The sequence below is a fragment of the Sporosalibacterium faouarense genome (assembly GCF_016765695.1).
Classification (GTDB): Bacteria; Bacillota; Clostridia; order Tissierellales; family VENL01; genus Sporosalibacterium; species Sporosalibacterium faouarense.
In genome coordinates this window covers 20,985-39,022 of sequence record NZ_JAETGO010000015.1, presented here as the reverse complement: position 1 = coordinate 39,022, position 18,038 = coordinate 20,985, and the positions used below count along the sequence as shown (strand labels likewise).

The 18,038-nt window shown below is 32.1% G+C and carries 14 protein-coding genes; 12 read left to right on the top strand and 2 right to left on the bottom strand.

Features of this window, described 5'->3' with window-relative positions; genetic code table 11:
• Positions 1–62 precede the first annotated feature (62 nt).
• Positions 63–374, bottom strand: a complete 312-nt coding sequence (locus tag JMO20_RS20725; protein ID WP_424141316.1) for a helix-turn-helix domain-containing protein — start codon at positions 372–374, stop codon at positions 63–65.
• Positions 375–910: 536 nt separating this feature from the next.
• Here JMO20_RS20725 and JMO20_RS01695 point away from each other — a divergent pair.
• The 12 genes from JMO20_RS01695 to JMO20_RS01645 all read left to right on the top strand — a co-directional run bounded on the left by JMO20_RS01695 (position 911) and on the right by JMO20_RS01645 (position 11,644).
• Positions 911–2,176: a TolC family protein gene (locus tag JMO20_RS01695; protein WP_202707553.1), complete on the top strand. Its 1,266-nt coding sequence runs from the start codon at positions 911–913 to the stop codon at positions 2,174–2,176.
• A 40-nt stretch (positions 2,177–2,216) separates the two neighbouring features.
• The gene (locus JMO20_RS01690; protein ID WP_424141315.1) at positions 2,217–3,350 is read left to right on the top strand and encodes an efflux RND transporter periplasmic adaptor subunit; all 1,134 of its coding nucleotides are present in this window, start codon (positions 2,217–2,219) and stop codon (positions 3,348–3,350) included.
• Complete coding sequence (locus tag JMO20_RS01685) at positions 3,350–6,478, top strand: efflux RND transporter permease subunit (RefSeq protein WP_202707550.1); 3,129 nt, start codon at positions 3,350–3,352, stop codon at positions 6,476–6,478. Before JMO20_RS01690 ends, JMO20_RS01685 begins: the two co-directional genes overlap by 1 nt.
• 62 nt (positions 6,479–6,540) lie before the next feature.
• Complete coding sequence (locus JMO20_RS01680) at positions 6,541–7,122, top strand: TetR/AcrR family transcriptional regulator (RefSeq protein WP_202707548.1); 582 nt, start codon at positions 6,541–6,543, stop codon at positions 7,120–7,122.
• A 75-nt stretch (positions 7,123–7,197) separates the two neighbouring features.
• Positions 7,198–8,709 (top strand): stalk domain-containing protein, encoded by a 1,512-nt coding sequence (locus JMO20_RS01675; RefSeq protein ID WP_202707546.1) that lies wholly within the window; start codon positions 7,198–7,200, stop codon positions 8,707–8,709.
• A gap of 214 nt (positions 8,710–8,923) precedes the next feature.
• Positions 8,924–9,778 (top strand): hypothetical protein, encoded by an 855-nt coding sequence (locus JMO20_RS01670; RefSeq protein WP_202707541.1) that lies wholly within the window; start codon positions 8,924–8,926, stop codon positions 9,776–9,778.
• Between the two features lie 76 nt (positions 9,779–9,854).
• Positions 9,855–10,037: a hypothetical protein gene (locus JMO20_RS01665; RefSeq protein WP_202707539.1), complete on the top strand. Its 183-nt coding sequence runs from the start codon at positions 9,855–9,857 to the stop codon at positions 10,035–10,037.
• A gap of 107 nt (positions 10,038–10,144) precedes the next feature.
• Positions 10,145–10,333 (top strand): hypothetical protein, encoded by a 189-nt coding sequence (locus JMO20_RS01660; RefSeq protein WP_202707538.1) that lies wholly within the window; start codon positions 10,145–10,147, stop codon positions 10,331–10,333.
• A 123-nt stretch (positions 10,334–10,456) separates the two neighbouring features.
• Positions 10,457–10,696, top strand: coding sequence for an AbrB/MazE/SpoVT family DNA-binding domain-containing protein (locus JMO20_RS20240; RefSeq protein ID WP_202707536.1), 240 nt, complete (start codon positions 10,457–10,459; stop codon positions 10,694–10,696).
• Positions 10,696–11,055 (top strand): type II toxin-antitoxin system PemK/MazF family toxin, encoded by a 360-nt coding sequence (locus JMO20_RS01650; protein WP_202707534.1) that lies wholly within the window; start codon positions 10,696–10,698, stop codon positions 11,053–11,055. The genes JMO20_RS20240 and JMO20_RS01650 overlap by 1 nt, the downstream gene beginning before the upstream one ends.
• A 168-nt stretch (positions 11,056–11,223) precedes the next feature.
• The gene (locus JMO20_RS20800; RefSeq protein WP_481133356.1) at positions 11,224–11,379 is read left to right on the top strand and encodes a hypothetical protein; all 156 of its coding nucleotides are present in this window, start codon (positions 11,224–11,226) and stop codon (positions 11,377–11,379) included.
• On the top strand, positions 11,339–11,644 hold the full coding sequence (locus tag JMO20_RS01645) for a PIN domain-containing protein (protein WP_207753406.1): 306 nt from the start codon (positions 11,339–11,341) through the stop codon (positions 11,642–11,644). Before JMO20_RS20800 ends, JMO20_RS01645 begins: the two co-directional genes overlap by 41 nt.
• Before the next feature lie 124 nt (positions 11,645–11,768).
• Here JMO20_RS01645 and JMO20_RS01640 read toward each other — a convergent pair whose 3' ends face one another.
• Positions 11,769–18,023, bottom strand: a complete 6,255-nt coding sequence (locus tag JMO20_RS01640) for an Athe_2463 domain-containing protein (RefSeq protein WP_202707530.1) — start codon at positions 18,021–18,023, stop codon at positions 11,769–11,771.
• Positions 18,024–18,038 lie beyond the last annotated feature (15 nt).

The window sequence follows — 18,038 nt, the reverse complement described above, 5'->3', positions numbered from 1 at the left end:
GAACCAACCTATAAGGTTGGTTCTTTTTTTGGCTCTATATTAATAGTTTGGGCAGGTATTCTTTAGAATATCTGCTCAAATCTTGTTTCTGGACATTTTTTGCTTATGTAGAAAAAATGTAGAATTCTTTGAACTGTATGGGTAGAGAGATTGAGTCTATTAGCAACAGACTTTATATTATGATTTTGTTCAAGCTCTATAATAACTGAAGATACAAATCTAGAAGTTATTCTGTGGTAACGAAGGAGAAAGTTTAATTTTTCATGAAATCTCTTGCCACAAGAACAAGCATATCTTTGTTTTCTAAGAACAATAAAGGTATATTTCATTTGGATCGGTAAATCTTTAAAACGTTGAGTCCTGTAATCATGTATTTTGTCGTAATTTCACCACAGACTGAACAAGAATGAGGTTTTACCTTAGTAGATATGTAGATTTCAACATGATCATCAAAATGGTTAACTCTTTCTGTAAATACATATTTTAAATTTAGTAATTTATTGATATGATATTTATGCACTTGTGGCAAGCTTCCTCTAGGGTATTTGTCTAGTTAATAGTATTTTAGCAGCTTTTATAATGATTACATCTTTTTTTGTAAAGAATAAAATGCTGAAATTTTCACCAAAATGTTTGTTATAGAATCTCTTTTAATATAAAATTATATAGTATTAACTGCTGAAATATAAGAATGGAAGGTCTCGAAAAATAAATCTTTAAATGTTACCTCTTATTAATATTAAGAAAGTAAAGAGATTAAGCAGTCTATAAGAAAATTTTACATGTTTAAGTTGACGGATACCAAGTTATAATATATAATTTTTATTATCGACTGACCAGTCAGTCTTAAACTAATAGTGGCAAATCTTTATTAGCAGATGCAATATAAAATAGAGAAAGGATGAATATAATGAATAGAAAAAAGACTCTTATAGCATTAATTATTATGATTGCTCTAGTAGCCAGCATGAGTACATATGCTGAAGATGATAATGTGGTCTATGATCTTAAACAATTGACAGATAGATTACATGAAGAAAATTTAGATATATTAAAGATGAATAATAATACAAAAGTTATGAAGTTAAAATATGATAAGTCGCTAGATGATTATGATGATTTAGAAGAGGCCGTTGAAGATGTTGGAGATAGCTTAGAAATAGCCAAGATAAATAAAGAACAAGCTAGAGAAATTTATCTTAAAGCTAAGAAATCTGATAGACAATTTGAGCTTGCTAAACTAGATATGAGAGAGCAAATTTATGAGAGCACTTTAGATGCGTATAAGGATGTTGTTAAACAAGAAATGGGAGTAATTGGTACTATGGAGCAACTTAAGCTTCAGATAGAACAAGGAGATAGACAACAGGAAGTATTAAAGCTTACAGAAGAAAATGAGCTTAAAAATAGCTACTATAACTTATACATATTAAATCGAGAGATAGAGCTATTAAAAACAGATATTGAAAATATAAATAAACAGAAAGAAATAGAAAAGACAAGGCAAGAGCTTGATATGTCAACGGATGAGGAGTTACAAAGCATTAAAGATACTATCAACACAATGCAATTGACATTACAACAACTTGAAAATCAAAAAGAGCTGGCTAAGGAAAGCTTAAAGACTAAAATTAATATGCCAGTGGAGGAAGAGTTAAATATTGAATGGGAAATAAGCGATGTAGATGAAAGTGTGGATTATTCGTTAGCTGATTTAATTAGTGAGTTTAAAGAAAACAGTTTAGAATTAGCTTCCCTTGAAAAGAATATAGAAATTAAAGATATAATCTTAGAAAAAAGTCATGAAGCCTATGATGATGTTGAAGGAAATGAAGTTAATCTAGCACTATTAGAGTTAAAAAATTCTGAATTAGACAAGCAAATAAATGAGAGAGATATGGAGCTATATGTAAAACAAGCATATTTTGATTTTAAAACTAAAAAACTAGACTTATTTGTCAAAAAGGTAAGCAATCAGTACTATATAGAAAAAGAAAAAAATCTAGAAGCTAGATATGAACAAGGTTCTATCAGTGAACTCCAATATGATATGGAGATGCAACAATTAAAAAGGGATAAATTTGAATCAGATAAAGCCAAAATAAACTATTTACTTGCTAAGAGTAAATTAGAATTAATAAGTGAAGGTATAATGCTTATGGGAGGTTCAATGTAATAAAGTATCAGATGTATTTTAACTTAGGGAGGTCATGAATGTGGTAAAGAGACTAATAAAATTTCTAATTTTAATAACAGCAGTACTTACGCTTACTGTGGGTTGTAGTAGTGAAAGCAATAATGATGGAGCAAAGGAAGTTGAAAAAGAAGATTATGTTCCAGTTGAGATTGAAAGTGTAAAGACAGATACAATATTCCGTGAAGTTACGATAAGCGGTCAGGTACACCCTAACAAAGATATTATGATATTACCTAAAACACCGGGCAAAGTAGCCGATATAAGGGTAGAGCTAGGTGATAAAGTTTCTAAGGGGCAAGTGCTATTTACATTAGATAGAGAAGATATCCAAAAGCAGATTAATCAAGCAGAAGCAGCTTTAAATGCGGCGAAGAAAAGCTATGCTATTAATGAAGAACAGATTGAAAATGCAAAGACAAATCTTGAGAGAACACAAACATTATATGAACAAGGAGCAGTATCTAAGAGTCAGTATGAACAGGCTAAGCTTGCAGCATCAGATAAGCCATTGGAAGCAGCTCAGGCTCAAATAGACCAGGCACAAATTTCATACAATCAGGCAAAGGAAGCATTGGATAACACAGTAATCACATCTCCTATGAGTGGTACAGTATCATCTATGAATATAGATGAAGGAGAGTTTGCATCAAATGCTCAGCCTGCAATGAATATAATAGATGCAAATAAGCTATATGTTCAAATAAATGTTACTGAAGATATCGTAAGTAATATAGAAGAAGGTCAGGAAGTAAGAATAAGCTTTGATGCTTTATCAAGGGATACTGTTGGAACGATAGATCAAATATATCCAACAGCAGATGCTAGAACACAATTATATCCTGTTAAAATATATATAGATAATGAAGATAATAAAGTGATGCCAGGCATGTTTGCTAAAGTTAGCTTGAAAACCGATGTTAGAGAAAATGTCCTTGTTATAAAAGGAGATGCCTTGGTAGAAAAAGATAATAAAACTTTTGTATACGTAGTTGAAGATAATGCTGCAGTGGAAAAAGAAGTAGAAACTGGATTAGATGAAGGTATGTATGTAGAAATTAAAGCAGGATTAGGTAAAGCTGAGAAAGTTGTTATAAAAGGGCAAAATTATGTTGGGAATGGTAGTGAAGTTAAGGTAGTAAGAGGTGATAAATAATGAATTTATCAAGTTTGGCTGTAAAAAGACCTGTTACTATAGTCATGGTTACTTTAATAGTAATCCTATTAGGGGTGGTTTCTTTAACTAGGATTCCAATAGACTTGCTACCTAAAATGGAGATTCCTGTGGCTATTGTATCTTCATCCTATGATGGAGCAGGACCTTTAGAAATGGAGAATTTAGTAACACGACCAATAGAACAGAGTATAGCAACAGTAAGTAGCATAGAGTCGGTCAGCTCTATTTCCTCGGAAGGAAACTCTATAGTAGTTGCTCAGTTTAATTATGGTACAGATATGGATTTTGCAACCTTAGAAATGCGTGAAAAGGTTGATATGGTAAAAGGTTTTTTACCTGAGGATTCTAGTGATCCTATGGTTATGACAATAGACCCAAATGCAATGCCTATGATGCAAGTGGCATTATCTGAGGGAGATAGCCTAGAGTCTTTACAGACAATAGCTGAGGATACAATTAAACCAAGGTTAGAAAGGCTAGAGGGTGTTGCTTCGGTAGATATTGTAGGTGGATATGAAAAGGAAATAGAAATAAAGCTTAATGAGAGTAAGCTTAAGGGCTATGGGTTAAGCTTAGATTATATAGCCCAGATTATTGGAGCAGAAAACTTAAATATGCCTGTAGGTGAGGTAGGCAAAGGGACTAAGGATCTTACTGTTAGAACTGTTGGTGAGTTCCAGTCCATAGAGGAAATACGAGAATTGCCTATTGCTCTTCAAACAGGGGGTACTATAAGACTAAGTGATGTTGCAGATATTAGCTTTGGATATAAAGATGTAAGTAGTATGTCTAAAACTAACGGTGAAGAAAGTATAAACATCACTATACAAAAAGAGTCTGGATCAAATACCGTAAGTGTGGCAGATAATGTAAACCAAGAATTAGATAATTTAAGACAAGAAATATCTGGTATTAAAATTGATACAGTATTAGATCAATCTGAATATATCAAGCAGTCCATAGACAGTGTTCTTATGAATGGTTTATTAGGAGGTATACTAGCAATTTTAATCCTCTTTATATTCTTAAGGAACTTTAGAACAACTATAATCATCGGTACTGCAATACCAGTATCCATAATAGCAACTTTCACCCTAATATATTTTAATGATATTACGCTAAACCTTATGACACTGGGTGGATTAGCATTGGGTATAGGTATGCTGGTGGATAATTCAATAGTTGTACTTGAAAATATATATAGATTTAGACAAGAAGGGTATTCAAGAAAAGAAGCTTCGATTAAGGGGGCTAAGGAAGTTGGTATGGCTGTTACTGCATCAACATTAACGACTGTAGCGGTATTCTTGCCAATAGTATTTGTTGAAGGTATAGCTTCTATGATATTTAAAGAGTTAGCTTTAACAGTAACAATGTCATTATTAGCATCACTAGTTGTTTCTTTAACATTAATACCTATGCTTTCTTCTAAGTTCTTAAAGGTTGATATGCAGCAAGGTGAGAAGCATAAATCTAAATTCAGATTATTTTCATTCATATATGATATATTTGACAAATTATTCTTTGGTTTAGAAAAGCTATACAAAAGACTATTAGGGTTTAGTTTAAAACATAGATTGATAGTTATTATAGCAGCATTGGTAATTTTTGGTGGGAGTATGGCATCTATACTCAGCGTCGGCGCTGAATTCCTTCCATCAACTGATGAAGGACAGTTTAGCATTAGTGTAAATTTACCAGTAGGGGCTGAACTAGAAGAGACCAACGATATAATAACTGAAGTAGAAGGTAAACTTGAAAATATAGATGAAATAGATATATTAGTTTCAAATGTTGGGTCTGGTGGAAGCATGACCATGTCAGTAGGTGGCAGTGGATCTAATACAGGAACTATTGACGGAATACTAATACCTCTAGATGAAAGAGATAGGAGTGTATTTGAGGTAGCAGATCAGGTGAGAGACTTAGTAAGAGACATTCCTGGGGCAGAGATAAGTGTTAATGTAACATCTACTGCCATGATGGGTGGACTTAGTGGAGCGCCACTACAAATAAGTATAAAGGGCGATGAAATTGATACCCTTGAGGATATTTCTAAGGACTTCGTTGATATAGTGAATTCAGTAGAAGGAACAGAAGAGGTTGAATCAAGTATTGGTGAAGGAATTCCTGAAGTTCAAATTGTAATAGATAGAATCAAAGCCTCTCAGTATGGATTAACAGCTGCTCAGATAGCTTCAGCCGTGAAGAGTAATATAGATGGAAGAGTTGCTACTAGATACAAATATGAAGGCTCAGAGATAGATATTGTGGTAAAAGGTGATGATACATTTAGTCAAAGTATTTCAAATATGGAACAGTCGTCTATTACAACTCCAACGGGAGCCACTATTCCATTAAGTCAAGTTGCTAAAGCTCAGATAGAAAGGCAACCAAACTCAATTGACAGAGAAGACCAGGTTAGAGTTGTTACTGTAAGTGGTCAAATTAGTGGAAGAGACTTAAAGACAGTAAGTGATGAAGTTCAAGCTAAGTTTGATGAGTATGATATGCCAGCGGGATATAGTTATGAATTTGGTGGGGAAAATGAAGAATTAACTGATGCTTTTAGTGATTTATCATTGGCATTAATCCTAGCAGTAATTTTAGTGTTTATGATATTAGCGTCACAGTTTGAATCACTATTACATCCATTTACAATTATATTATCAGTTCCCATTGCCTTTGCAGGTGGTGCATTAGGATTATTTGTAACAGGTAAAACTCTAAGTGTCCCTGCAATAATCGGATTTATCGTGCTGGCTGGTATAGTTGTTAATAATGCCATAGTTTTAGTTGACTATATCAATACAAGAAGAGAAAGTGGAGAACAAAGGAATGAAGCAATTAAAAATGCTGGACCTATAAGATTAAGACCTATATTAATGACTACATTAACGACAGTTTTAGGCTTATTCCCATTGGCTTTAGGTGTGGGTGAGGGAGCAGAGATTCAAGCGCCTATGGCAATAGCTGTAATTGGTGGACTTCTACTTTCAACACTATTAACATTAGTATTCGTACCGGTTGTATATACTATAAGTGATGATTTATCAAGATTCTTTAATAGAAGAATTCTTAAAAGAAATGAAAAAGTAGAAGCATAGTTTAGCGTAAATCTTAGACTATTTAAAATGAAAAAGGTTCTTGATAGAAAGGAAAGGTATGTATGGCAAGTAGAGAAGAGAGAAGAAGAGATATATTATTTTCAGCCATTAAGATATTTTCTCAAAATGGATTTCATAAGTCTAAAATACAGGAAATAGCTGAAGACGCTGGTGTAGGTAAAGGGACCATATATGAATACTTTGACAGCAAGAAGAATTTGTTTCAAGAAATGATTAAGTATGTAATGGAGCTGCATATCGCTGAAATTCAAAAATCAATTTTGGGGAAAAATGGCTTTAGGGAACAGATAGAATCTTTCTTTAGACATAAATTAAAGGTTTTACAGGAGCACGGCGATGTATTTCAACAAGTGGCGAATCAGCCTGAAGTAATGTCAGAGGAAATGAAAAGACAGATGTTAGGGTTGAAGCTTGAAATATTTGGTTTGATGGAAAGTGTTGTAAAGGAAGGGATTGCTAGTGGCGATCTCAGACAAGATTTAAACTTAGAAGTTGCTACGGCTAGTCTTCTTGGTACAATGAATCAGTATAGTGTTAAGAAGATATATATTGAAAAATTAAAGTATAATGAAGTGGACTTAGAAGTGGTTATTGACACGTTGATGAAAGGCTTTAGTATATAAATAAAGATTAATGTATTAATAATTTGCAATGAGGATAGCATATATTATATAAAGTGGTAAAAGGAGGAAATTATCGTGAAGAAATTTTTCTTGCTTTGTATAATAGCTATCCTCATTTTTAATGTTCCATCTATAGGGGAAGCTGTTAGATTATCAAAAGTAGAAATAGACGGAAGAGAAATTCAGTATGAAGTACAGCCCTATATTATAAATGGTGAACTGGTTGTCCCTTTGGTACAAACCCTTGAAGCTATGGGTTTTAAGGTAGAAACTAAAGAAGATGGAAAAATTATTTTGGGTACTAAAAATAATATAGAGGTAAAGCTTATTGAATCAAGTAGATCCACATATATTAATGATGAAAAGTTGATACTGAATAGAGCAGTATATAGAAGAAGTGATTTGTTGGTAGTTCCTGTAAGTTTTTTAAGTGATGGATTAGGGGCTAAGGTATTATGGGATGAATCAGAACGTGAATTAATCATATCCAGTAAAAATGAATTATCAGTTCATTTTATTGATGTTGGTAATGGAGATTCTATATTTATCGACTATGGAGATTATGATATTTTAATTGATGTAGGAAATAAGGAGTCTGGAAAGGTAGTCGCTAATTATTTAGAAAGTTTAGATACTGATGATATAGAGATTTTAATAACTACTCATCCAGACGAAAATCATGTTGGAGGATTAGAAGATGCATTAAATGACATTGGAGTTGAAACTTTTATTCATTCAGGAACTAAAAATATTAGAGAGGTGAGGGAAGATTATTTTCCCTTTGTTAGTGGGTTAAAGGTCACAAGGTTTATGGAAGATGATGATCTCACCTTTGATTTAGGTAACGGAGTATATTTTCATATAATTGAAACGGGAGGTAGTGACCCGAATATAAATAATAATAGTGTGATAACTATGCTTGAACATAATAGCGTGAAAGTTTTGTTGACTGGAGATATGGAAGAAAAAACTGAATTAAGAAATTTAGATAAGTTTAGTGATATTGATGTTTTAAAAGTGGCAAATCATGGTTTGAACACTTCTACTAGCGGTGAGTTTCTCGATGTCACAAAACCAGAGGTTGCAATAATAAGTTCGGGATTAGCCTATGATATAGAAGATGGGGGTTTTGTAGACTCAGATGAATTAAATAGCTCCAAGATTGATGTTATTAATAGATTAAAAGATAGAGATGTAGAAATATATGATACATATGATAGTGGAAATATCGTAATTACAATAGATGGTGAAAATTATGAGGTGGAAAATAGAGAGATATCAGGTGTTTTGATTAGACAAATTGACTTTGATAATAAATTTATTGCTTTATATAATGGTTCTCAAAAAGTACAAGACTTATCTGGGTGCAAGGTTGTAGATAGAAATAGTAAGCTAGAATATTATATAGAAGAAAAATCTTTACTGAGCCCTGGTAAACAAGATATACTGAGATTAGTAAACATCAAAGCAGAAGAAGAGAAAGATGGGGAATGGATATTTAGAGAAGACTTTATAAGTGACAAAGGAACATTATTTGATAGAGAAGGAAATGTCCTTTGTAAGTTTTTTAAAATAAGAAATGACTAAAAAATGATTTGCAAGAGATAAATGACAGGAAACTAAATTTTATGTTAGATATATTAGAGGACCAATGGATAGTTTATTCTATTGGTCTCTTTGATATAAAAAATGGTAAATAAATTGAAGGAATTGTAAAATATATATAGAATACTATAAAATATGGTAGATGAAAAAAGGTAGTGTAGTCTAGGGTAAAAGGGAGAATTATTGGAGGGGTTTTATGGGTTGGGGATTCTTGATAATACCAATTGGATTTATAATATACACTATACTTTCTTTTAAATTTAAAGAACTTAATGACCCGAGAAATATGAAGACTGAGAAAAGAATTTATTATTCTCTGATTCTAATAGGATTTATATTATTTATGAATATAGAAAAGCCTGGAATAGAAGATGCTAGTTTCATTAGAAAGATAGGGATATCGGAACAATATTGGCCTGTCTTACTTTATGGTGCAGTTTTTATGATTATTGCTATAACATTAGATGTATTGTTGATCTCGGCCTATCCTATAAAGAAAATTGGTGGTAAAAACTTTTCGGCAGAATGGAGTACAGAAACTGTTGTAAGAAAACAAGTTAATATGCATAAAACTCATGTCAAGATGTATCAAGAAAAAATAAAGGCTTCATTAGATACTGTTGGAAAGCTAGATGAGATTGTGGATTTGATTGAGATGGATCTTGAAGAAGGAAAAGATGTATATCATGAAGATATATTAATTGAAGCTATCGAATTATATTATAACTTCCAAAATATAGCACCTATTATAACTGTAAGCAAATATTCGGAACAAAACTTATTAAGCTTAAAACAGGGTTTATGTGGTGATGGTTTAAAAACTTTTGACAGACTCATAAAACAACATTCAAGTTTTTTGCTAACGAGTAAAGAATTCGTGGGCAAAGATAAAAATAAACTAATACTTTTGGTTAGCTCATGCTTTTTGGGGGATATAATAATTGAGGTACAAGTTTCGAGTCAAGTTATTTTAGCTGATGAAGATGCTTTCTTGATATTATCCTTTCTTGATAATTTAGAGAATAGATTAATGGATGTTGCCGAGAACTGACAGATTGTAAAATCTTTTAAATTGATTATACTGGAAAAAAATGATATAATTGGAATGTATGGAGGAGCGTGAATGTATGAAAACTAAGCTATCTTTGAAGAAATCGCAAAAAGGATGCAAAGGAAAAAATAAGTGTAGTGATGATTATAAACTTCCAAAGTTTGCTCACGCCAGGGTTGTAGATAGACACAACGATATCTTCGATGAAGCTATAAAAGAAGGTAAGGAACTGATAAAGGCAATGTCAGTATCAAGTTAACTAATGACTAGGGATTCCCTAGTTATTTTATTTTTTAACAATAATTTGTATAATATCCTCTTTTTTAAAATATAATATTTATGGATTGGAAAGAAGGAGGCTTTCGAATGGGGAAGACTAAGCTAGTACTAAAGAAGAATAGGCAAAGTAACAAAGTTAAAGGATTGCGAAAGGACACAAAGCTTCCTAAATTTGCTCGAGCTAATATTGTAGATAGGCACAATGATGTTTTTGATGAAGCTGTAAAAGAGGGAGAACAATTAATAGAAATTTTAAATAAGCGATCTGATAAATAAAGGAGATGGGTCCATATATTATACTATTATACATATGTAGAATATATGGATTTTCTTTAGCTTGAAAAACATATATTGACATTTGTATATACGATGTATATACTTAATGAGAGGGGTGATGTTGTGTATACAAAAATTCAAAAGTGGGGAAATAGTCATGCTGTCAGACTTCCTAAGTCTCTACTTGAATCCGTGGAGATGAAAGAAAATTCTGAGGTTGAAATTAAAGTTCAGGATGGAAATTTAATTATCATTCCTATTAAAAAACATAAAACATTGGAAGAAAGAATAGCAGAATATCAAGGGGAATATAAATGTAAAGAATGGGACGTTGGAAAGACAAAGGGTAATGAGGTGTTATGATGAACTATATACCAAGACAGGGAGATATAATTCTTCTTGAATTTGATCCTCAGACTGGCCATGAGCAGAAGGGAAGTAGGCCGGCTTTTGTAGTTAGTAACGGTACTTTTAATCGGTTTACAAAAATGGCCATTGTCTGTCCAATTACAAATACTGATAGAGGGTTTCCTCTTCATGTGAATTTGGATGAAAGAACTAAAACAAATGGCGTAATTATGTGCGAGCAAGCTAAATCTTTAGATATTATAGCGAGAAATTCCTCTTATTTGGAAAAAGCTCCTGTGGATATCTTGGAAGAGGTAATAGATATCGTAATTGGTTCTGTTGAAACTACAGATTCTAGTAATTTGATTTATTGAATTTTAGATAAGAATGAAAGGCAATGGAAGAAAATTTCTGTTGTCTTTTTTGTTTATGAAAATGAAAGGTATTTTCTTCTAATGTCGCAAAACATGGATTTTGTAACATAAATAGAGTTAAGTGTTCTGCTATAATTTTGTAAGTATATTAAGTAGTTCACTGAAGTAATTATTCCGCAAACTGTTTATAAAGAAGTTGTTAAAGAAGGTCGAAATAGAGTGGGTAAGAGTGAGTTAGAACGAGCAGTTAATGAGGGTAAGATTAAGGTGTATGCTGTACAAGATGAGTTGTTTGTTAATCGTTTTTTTAGGAAGACTCCATAGGGGAGAATTAGAGGTTATTGCAGGTGCGAGAGAACTAGAAGTTGACTACTTATTAATTGATGATAGGTCGGTTAGAAGACTAGCTGAACAAATTCTTTTAGAGCCTACTGGATTAATAGGTTTATTGAAAATTGCTAAAATATTAGGAAGAGTCGACTCGTTGAAGAAATGTCTAGATATACTCATTGACAATAATTATAGAATATCGACGAAAATGTATAGGTATGTTCTTGGAGATGTTGGAGAAGATGACGGAAAGTTATAAATAAATATCAATATAAGTAGAGATGAATAAAGTTTATATAGCATAAAAAGCTCTCCTTTATATGTGGAGAGCTTTTGCTATTTGAAGTAATATTATAAAGTGAGTAGTTGAACTTTCTTTCATGTCACCACTCTTGCTGTATATTCACATCATCTAGTAAAGTTTCATTCAAATCATAAAAGAATACTTGTCCATGATTTATACCTTTTTTAAAATCCAAATTAGTTGGAAGATTAGACCCGTAGATACTTCCGTCATCAGTTGCCCAATCTGTTTCTTTCAATGTATAATCATAAGTTGCTCCTGTGTTTTTTTCGGCAGTGATATTTATTACTACTAACAACATATTATTGAATGTATTGTCATTAATCAAGTCAAGGTCTTCTCCTTGTTTTACTATTTTTGCTGTTGGGGGTAAGTAAATATTGAAATCCCATGTGTTCTTATTATCGTTCATTGGTTCGACTTCTGAATTTCTTTTGTTTAAGCCATTTAGTGAAAAAGCTTTAGAAACATTTGAATAGTCGCTATTTTGAAGAAGTTTATAATTAAACTCTTCATTGGGGACATATATATCCACTGAATGAAAGTGATTCTTATTATCCAAAGCATAATAATCAATATCTACGTGAATTTGATCCTCTGACTTATGCAAGCCAGTAGAATCTATTTCAAAATAGACCCTATAACCTAGCTTTATCCATTTATGTTTATCGTTTCTGTAAACTGGAAAATCTTTAGTATGTATGCCTTCTTCTTGTAGTGTTGTAGGAGTTCCATTTGTTTTTTCAAAATTATCTTGCCAGTTAAAATCTGCTATTTTGGTTATTCTTAGATTTTCCAGTTTCAAGCTTAAGCTCTTATAGTTTTTAGTCAAGGTTTCTGAATTGCCATTTGGTGTAGATGCTGTAAACTCTGCTATATAATTGTCATCCGGAATATCGCTTAATGGAACATAGGAATAAATCCAAATCCTTTTTTTATCACTAGTCTTAAGGGACATATAGTCTGTTGTTTCATATGGAGTATTTTTATATAATGTTATGATTACTTCATCGGCATATTTTGAGGTTTTAGCTTCGATGACATTTTCTTCTTCAGTCATAAACTCGGTAGGCATTTTGGTTATCGACAGATTTACAGGAGTACTCACATTTATCCTTTTAATATCTATTGCTGTATTCCCGTTCTCAATTTCTGCAATTATTTCTATCTCATAGTAATTTTTATCAGGTTTCACTGAAGGAATTGTTAATGTATTGTTGTACGTTTCAATGTCTCCTGAACTATCTATATGATTTAATATTGTTTCGCTTTCACCCTCCAATTTAGCTTTAACACTTGTTATATTGATAGGCGTTTCAACATCAACGGTCACTTCAATGTCTTCGCTGGCTGGAATTCCTGTTGGATAATTAGGGGAAATAGTTGCATTAATTTTTAAAGGTGTATTTACCGTTACGTTAAAGCTTTTTTCATCTATTTTGGTAGGGTCACTTGTATCAATAGCTTTTATTTTTAGAATATATAGACCATCAGAAAAGGTTGATGGTATTTCATAGTCTATATTATCCCAATCTATAGTATCGTCATTTTTAGTCCCTGTATAGTAATTTATAGTTTTCATTGGTAATAATCTTGTGTTGCCATCACTACTATACAATGCCACTTCTAACATATGGGGATTTGCGTAAATAGTTTCAATATTATATAGTTCTAAAATTTCACTTGCTGGAATAGAACTTGTTGAATATCTGCTATTTTTAGCCCTTAGTTTAGCACTTAGCTTCAATGGCATAGGTGGTAAGGCTTTAGGTGTTTCTATCTTTTTAAAGGCAGGATCACTCCACACTCCTTCCTCATCCTTGACTTTTAAGCTAATCATATATACAGAATCATCTTCTACATCTGAATCATCTAATAATCCCATATTCCAGTTTCTATCATTTTTCTTCCACTTCCATTCCCATTCGGTTATACCCTTGTTTGGTTGGGATTCATGATCTAAATCGTAGGATAAGTCTTCATAATACAATCCTTCTTCATAAAGTTCAATAGTGAAATCAGCTATGGGCTTTCTATGAACTATAATTCTGTAGTTCATATCATCTTCCGACCACTTTCTATAGTTACCAAATCTGTCATCGTCTTTTGGATTATCCCTTACCTTTGGCTCTAAATCATATAACCCAACCTTATCTAGAGTTAGTGCATCCTTTTCATTTAGAGCTTTTGTTATTCCACTGTCAGCATATATACCATTTGAATTTTCAAAGTAATATGGATCAATATGGGTTAATGTGTATCCTGCTGAAAACATAGGGTCATTTTCATAATCCCAATAAAAGTTTTCAAAGGTTACTTCTCCTTCGTTAGTGATATATATTTCATTTGAATTTACTTTAGTTGACTTATCTTCAACTGTATCAATAATTTGTGTTGCTAAATCATTAAGAGCATTTATTGACTTACCATCATTTAGTCCTATTTCTTCATCAATAGCGTTGGAATTACTGACAGCTATTATAGGGATATCTTTACTTAATGTGCTTTCAGCAAGAGTATCTTTATAATTAGGTCTTCTGCTATATAGGGTCAAGTCATTATCTAATAAGATGTATACTGATTTGTTCTCTGTTTCTACTTGATTTATATATTTACTTACGTTATCTGTTAATCTGTAGACCTCTAAATACATTTTATCGTAAGTATATTGATCTCCTATTCTATGTCCATTTACTAAAACTGTACGGTGATAATCTCTATCAAGATTATAGCCTATAGTAAACTTATTGGTCTTAGGTTCAGGATATATCCATGCTATATAATAGGAATATCCATTAAATTTACTCGTATCTTTTTCATCATCGTAATAAATACTATGGTAAGACATGTAATCGAAAATTTCAATATCTTCGTTCATTAAATGATCCATAATATATAGTTTTTCATATTTTTTTAGATTTCTTTCATACTCAGGTGAATCATCTTCTTCTGTTTTGTATTGGACTATTTTTTCATCTCCATAACTATAATTGTCTCCTCCAATATAGAATATATCATTTACACGTTTATAGGTTCCTTCTTCTAGTTCTACCTTTTCAAAAGAAGTATCCTTTGGAATTTCAAATCTTTCTATTTCATTACCGTCATAATCATCCTCGATTAAAAGAACACCTTCCTCATAACTGATATCATAATCATATTTGTCTTTTTTACTACTGGATATATCTATATCTATACGGTCTATTATTTCTTCACCTGTATATAAATTATGTACCTCTAAAGATGTAGTATAGTCATCAAAATAGCTTGAATAGCGATTAGAGAATTTAGCTACATAGTTATCGAAATAATAATAATACTTGTTACTACCTTCAGGAACATAAATCGGTGCTGGCTCAGAAGATGCTCTTCCAGTTTCTTTATCATAATAATAATGATAATATCTGTCTACTTCGTCATTCCATCCCCTATAAAAGAACTTATTAGGGTTTGATTTTATATATATTATTTCCTCGATATCGTCAGCGCGAAAGTCACCATCCTGTGATGAAAATGTTTTTGTTTTCAGAGTTTCTAAATTTACTATATCTACTCCATGATCTTCATTATTCATAAAGTATATATTTTCATTTGGAATTTTCGGTTCTCTATATAAATTATCTATTCTAACTCCATTACGATATTCATAACCTCTCATCGGACCAGTAGTCCTATTATATTTATCATTATAGGTTCGATTGCTTTTTTCAGAAATAGCAACTTGTTTTATAGCTTCATCAATTATATTATAGCTATTAATAACAAAGCCCTTTGACTCTAATTGAGGTTTTATATTGTTTTCTATATAGCTCTCTAATTCTGCTTTTGTCATATTATAATTTGCCAGTTGAAAATGTAAATCTAGGGGTTCACTTTTTTTGGATATATCTAAATTCATAGAAGGAGCTATGTTATCAACTTCAACTATACACTCTTCTAAGGGTTTATCACTTGTATTATCATTTTTATATACTGCAATATCTTCATATCCTGCTAATGTTTCATATGTTTCTGTGACTTCCATATATATTTTATACTTGCCAACCTCAAATACATCAATTTCTATTAGCTCCTTAGGTAAACCTGTGTAAGCTAATTTCGTATCTTCATCTAAAAAATTACCATCATTGTTAGAATCATATTGATAATACACTTTTATATTTCCTATTTTGTCATTATCAGGAGAATATGACTTGTTAAAGACATTTATAGTTGCTTTACCACTTTCAGAAGGATTTCTGTATATTACTCCAAGGGAAGTGAAATCTGCAACTGGTTCTTCATCGGGTTGTATATCAATTATCTTTCTCACAGTATCGTTATAGCCTAAAGTGTTTTCTTGGTATAACTTTAAATCTACAGTTCCAGTTTTCTTAGATATAAAGTCAAAATTACTATGTCCATCTATGCCCAAAGGATTAGAGTGCAAATCAGTATCTAAAAGCCCATTTGAAGTTTCAATGGTCCAATCGGTTAAGCTTTCTACTATAGGATATTTCTCAGGTGAATCACTTCCAATATTATCAACACTTATTTTTCTATAGGGTTTAAAAACTCCTTTTATATTCATTCTCCCATCGACTGTAGGGGGAAGTACTTCTACTTCCTTTTCTCCATGACCTTGGTTGCCTAACTGATCCTCAGCTATTAATTCTATTGTCTTAATTCCTTCCGATTGAAATTCATAGTCGTTAATCCATTTTGTATCGTTATATTCAGGCTTATAGTCAGAATCTATTTCCCAATAGTATTTACTAATATCTAACCCTGAAGGAGATGTAGCACTTCCGAATATATCTATTGTATCTCCTAATTTTACTTTATCATTTGCACGTATTCTTACAATTGGAGGCTTAACACCCCTAACTATTGTGGTCCTTAATAAATCTTCTTTTGTTAATGTTTCTCCATCTTTTAGAACTACTTTGGTTTTTACATTCCATTTCTTTTCCATTGATTCTAAAGTTTCATTTTCATCAAAGGCACTACAGTCAATAGTAAAGTCAAATCTGTTATTAAGCTTTATAACCTTTGATGCAGGCATTGTTTCATCATTGACCGATATAGTGAAACTTTCAACATCATTAGGGTTTACATTAAATACTTCGCTTGCAACGTCTACATGGGCGTTTATATCATTGCCCTTCCACTCTTTAGAAATAGGGGTTACAGAATCGGTCATTTCAAGAACAGGACTTGGTACCTCAGGTACTGGATCGGGATCTGGCTCATGACCAGATTGTGAGTCGCCATAATCTTCAGGATAGTATGGTTCCTTGACGATTACTTTAATATCCTTTTTTATCTTTTCGCTATATTTATCTCCATAAACCGATTCAATAGTAACGGTACCGAATATCTCAACATCATGTTCTCCTACTCCATAATCTGACCTTTTAAAATTTAATTGGTCACTTACTGAAAGAGTTGTAGTTTCTTCCTCGACTTTTTTCTTATTATAAAGTTCGACTTTTAATTCTGCTATATCCTGTACAACTAACCACTCATTACCTAAAATAGCTTGTCCAGTAAAATTAACATCTAAAGTACCTTGACTATCATTAGGGTATATAACTACTTGATCCTTTGACTCTAAATCTCCTGTTAATTCTAAATCTCCACCAAAACCATCACCATACCATACCTGATAGTATTTTCCCATATTGGTACGGACAGAAAAGCCTGTTTTCCATGTTGCATGGGTTTGTAGGTATGTTTTTGAATAACTGGAAAGACTTCCATTGTCATTAAATCCATACCCTTCATTTAATCTCTCTACATTCCAGTTATTCTCATTACCCCAGTCACCACCATTATTCAAGCCATGACCCCTTAAATTAGCTACAGTCATATAACCTTTTTGACGTGAGGTGAGCAAAGAACTATTCCAAGTTTTATTAGCCCCTGATACATTAGTAAATCTTGATAACCAAGTCCGAGGGTCTGTTCCAGTTGAACTGTCATGGGGAAATTTTTCATTTGCTACAATTTCACCTTCATAACTAAAACCTAAGTATCTCCATTCTCCATTCTTCTCAGCCTGAGAAGGCATACCAGAAGGTTCATATCCTACAACATGCTCAGGAGAGCCATAAATTAGCTCACCATAGTCCAGTTGTCCTTGATAATTTTTATATGAGTTCCAACTTGCATCTAGCTTCCTTCCGTAATGGTTTATATATGCTTTTTTACCCAATACATCAGTGATATATGTCAAAAAGTCCTCATGACTTCCCATAGGGTCTAGGGATTCTGCATTAACAAGTTCAATCATAGGTGTAACCATTGATAATATTAATATAGCTGATAATATAATAGATATACTTCTTTTCATTTAGTTCACCAACCT

Coding starts and splice junctions, on each gene's coding strand:
- JMO20_RS01695 (WP_202707553.1), top strand. CDS start 911: ATGAATAGAAAAAAGACTCTTATAGCATTAATTATTATGATTGCTCTA.
- JMO20_RS01685 (WP_202707550.1), top strand. CDS start 3,350: ATGAATTTATCAAGTTTGGCTGTAAAAAGACCTGTTACTATAGTCATG.
- JMO20_RS01680 (WP_202707548.1), top strand. CDS start 6,541: ATGGCAAGTAGAGAAGAGAGAAGAAGAGATATATTATTTTCAGCCATT.
- JMO20_RS01670 (WP_202707541.1), top strand. CDS start 8,924: ATGGGTTGGGGATTCTTGATAATACCAATTGGATTTATAATATACACT.
- JMO20_RS01665 (WP_202707539.1), top strand. CDS start 9,855: ATGAAAACTAAGCTATCTTTGAAGAAATCGCAAAAAGGATGCAAAGGA.
- JMO20_RS01660 (WP_202707538.1), top strand. CDS start 10,145: ATGGGGAAGACTAAGCTAGTACTAAAGAAGAATAGGCAAAGTAACAAA.
- JMO20_RS01650 (WP_202707534.1), top strand. CDS start 10,696: ATGAACTATATACCAAGACAGGGAGATATAATTCTTCTTGAATTTGAT.
- JMO20_RS01645 (WP_207753406.1), top strand. CDS start 11,339: ATGAGTTGTTTGTTAATCGTTTTTTTAGGAAGACTCCATAGGGGAGAA.
- JMO20_RS01640 (WP_202707530.1), bottom strand. CDS start 18,023: ATGAAAAGAAGTATATCTATTATATTATCAGCTATATTAATATTATCA.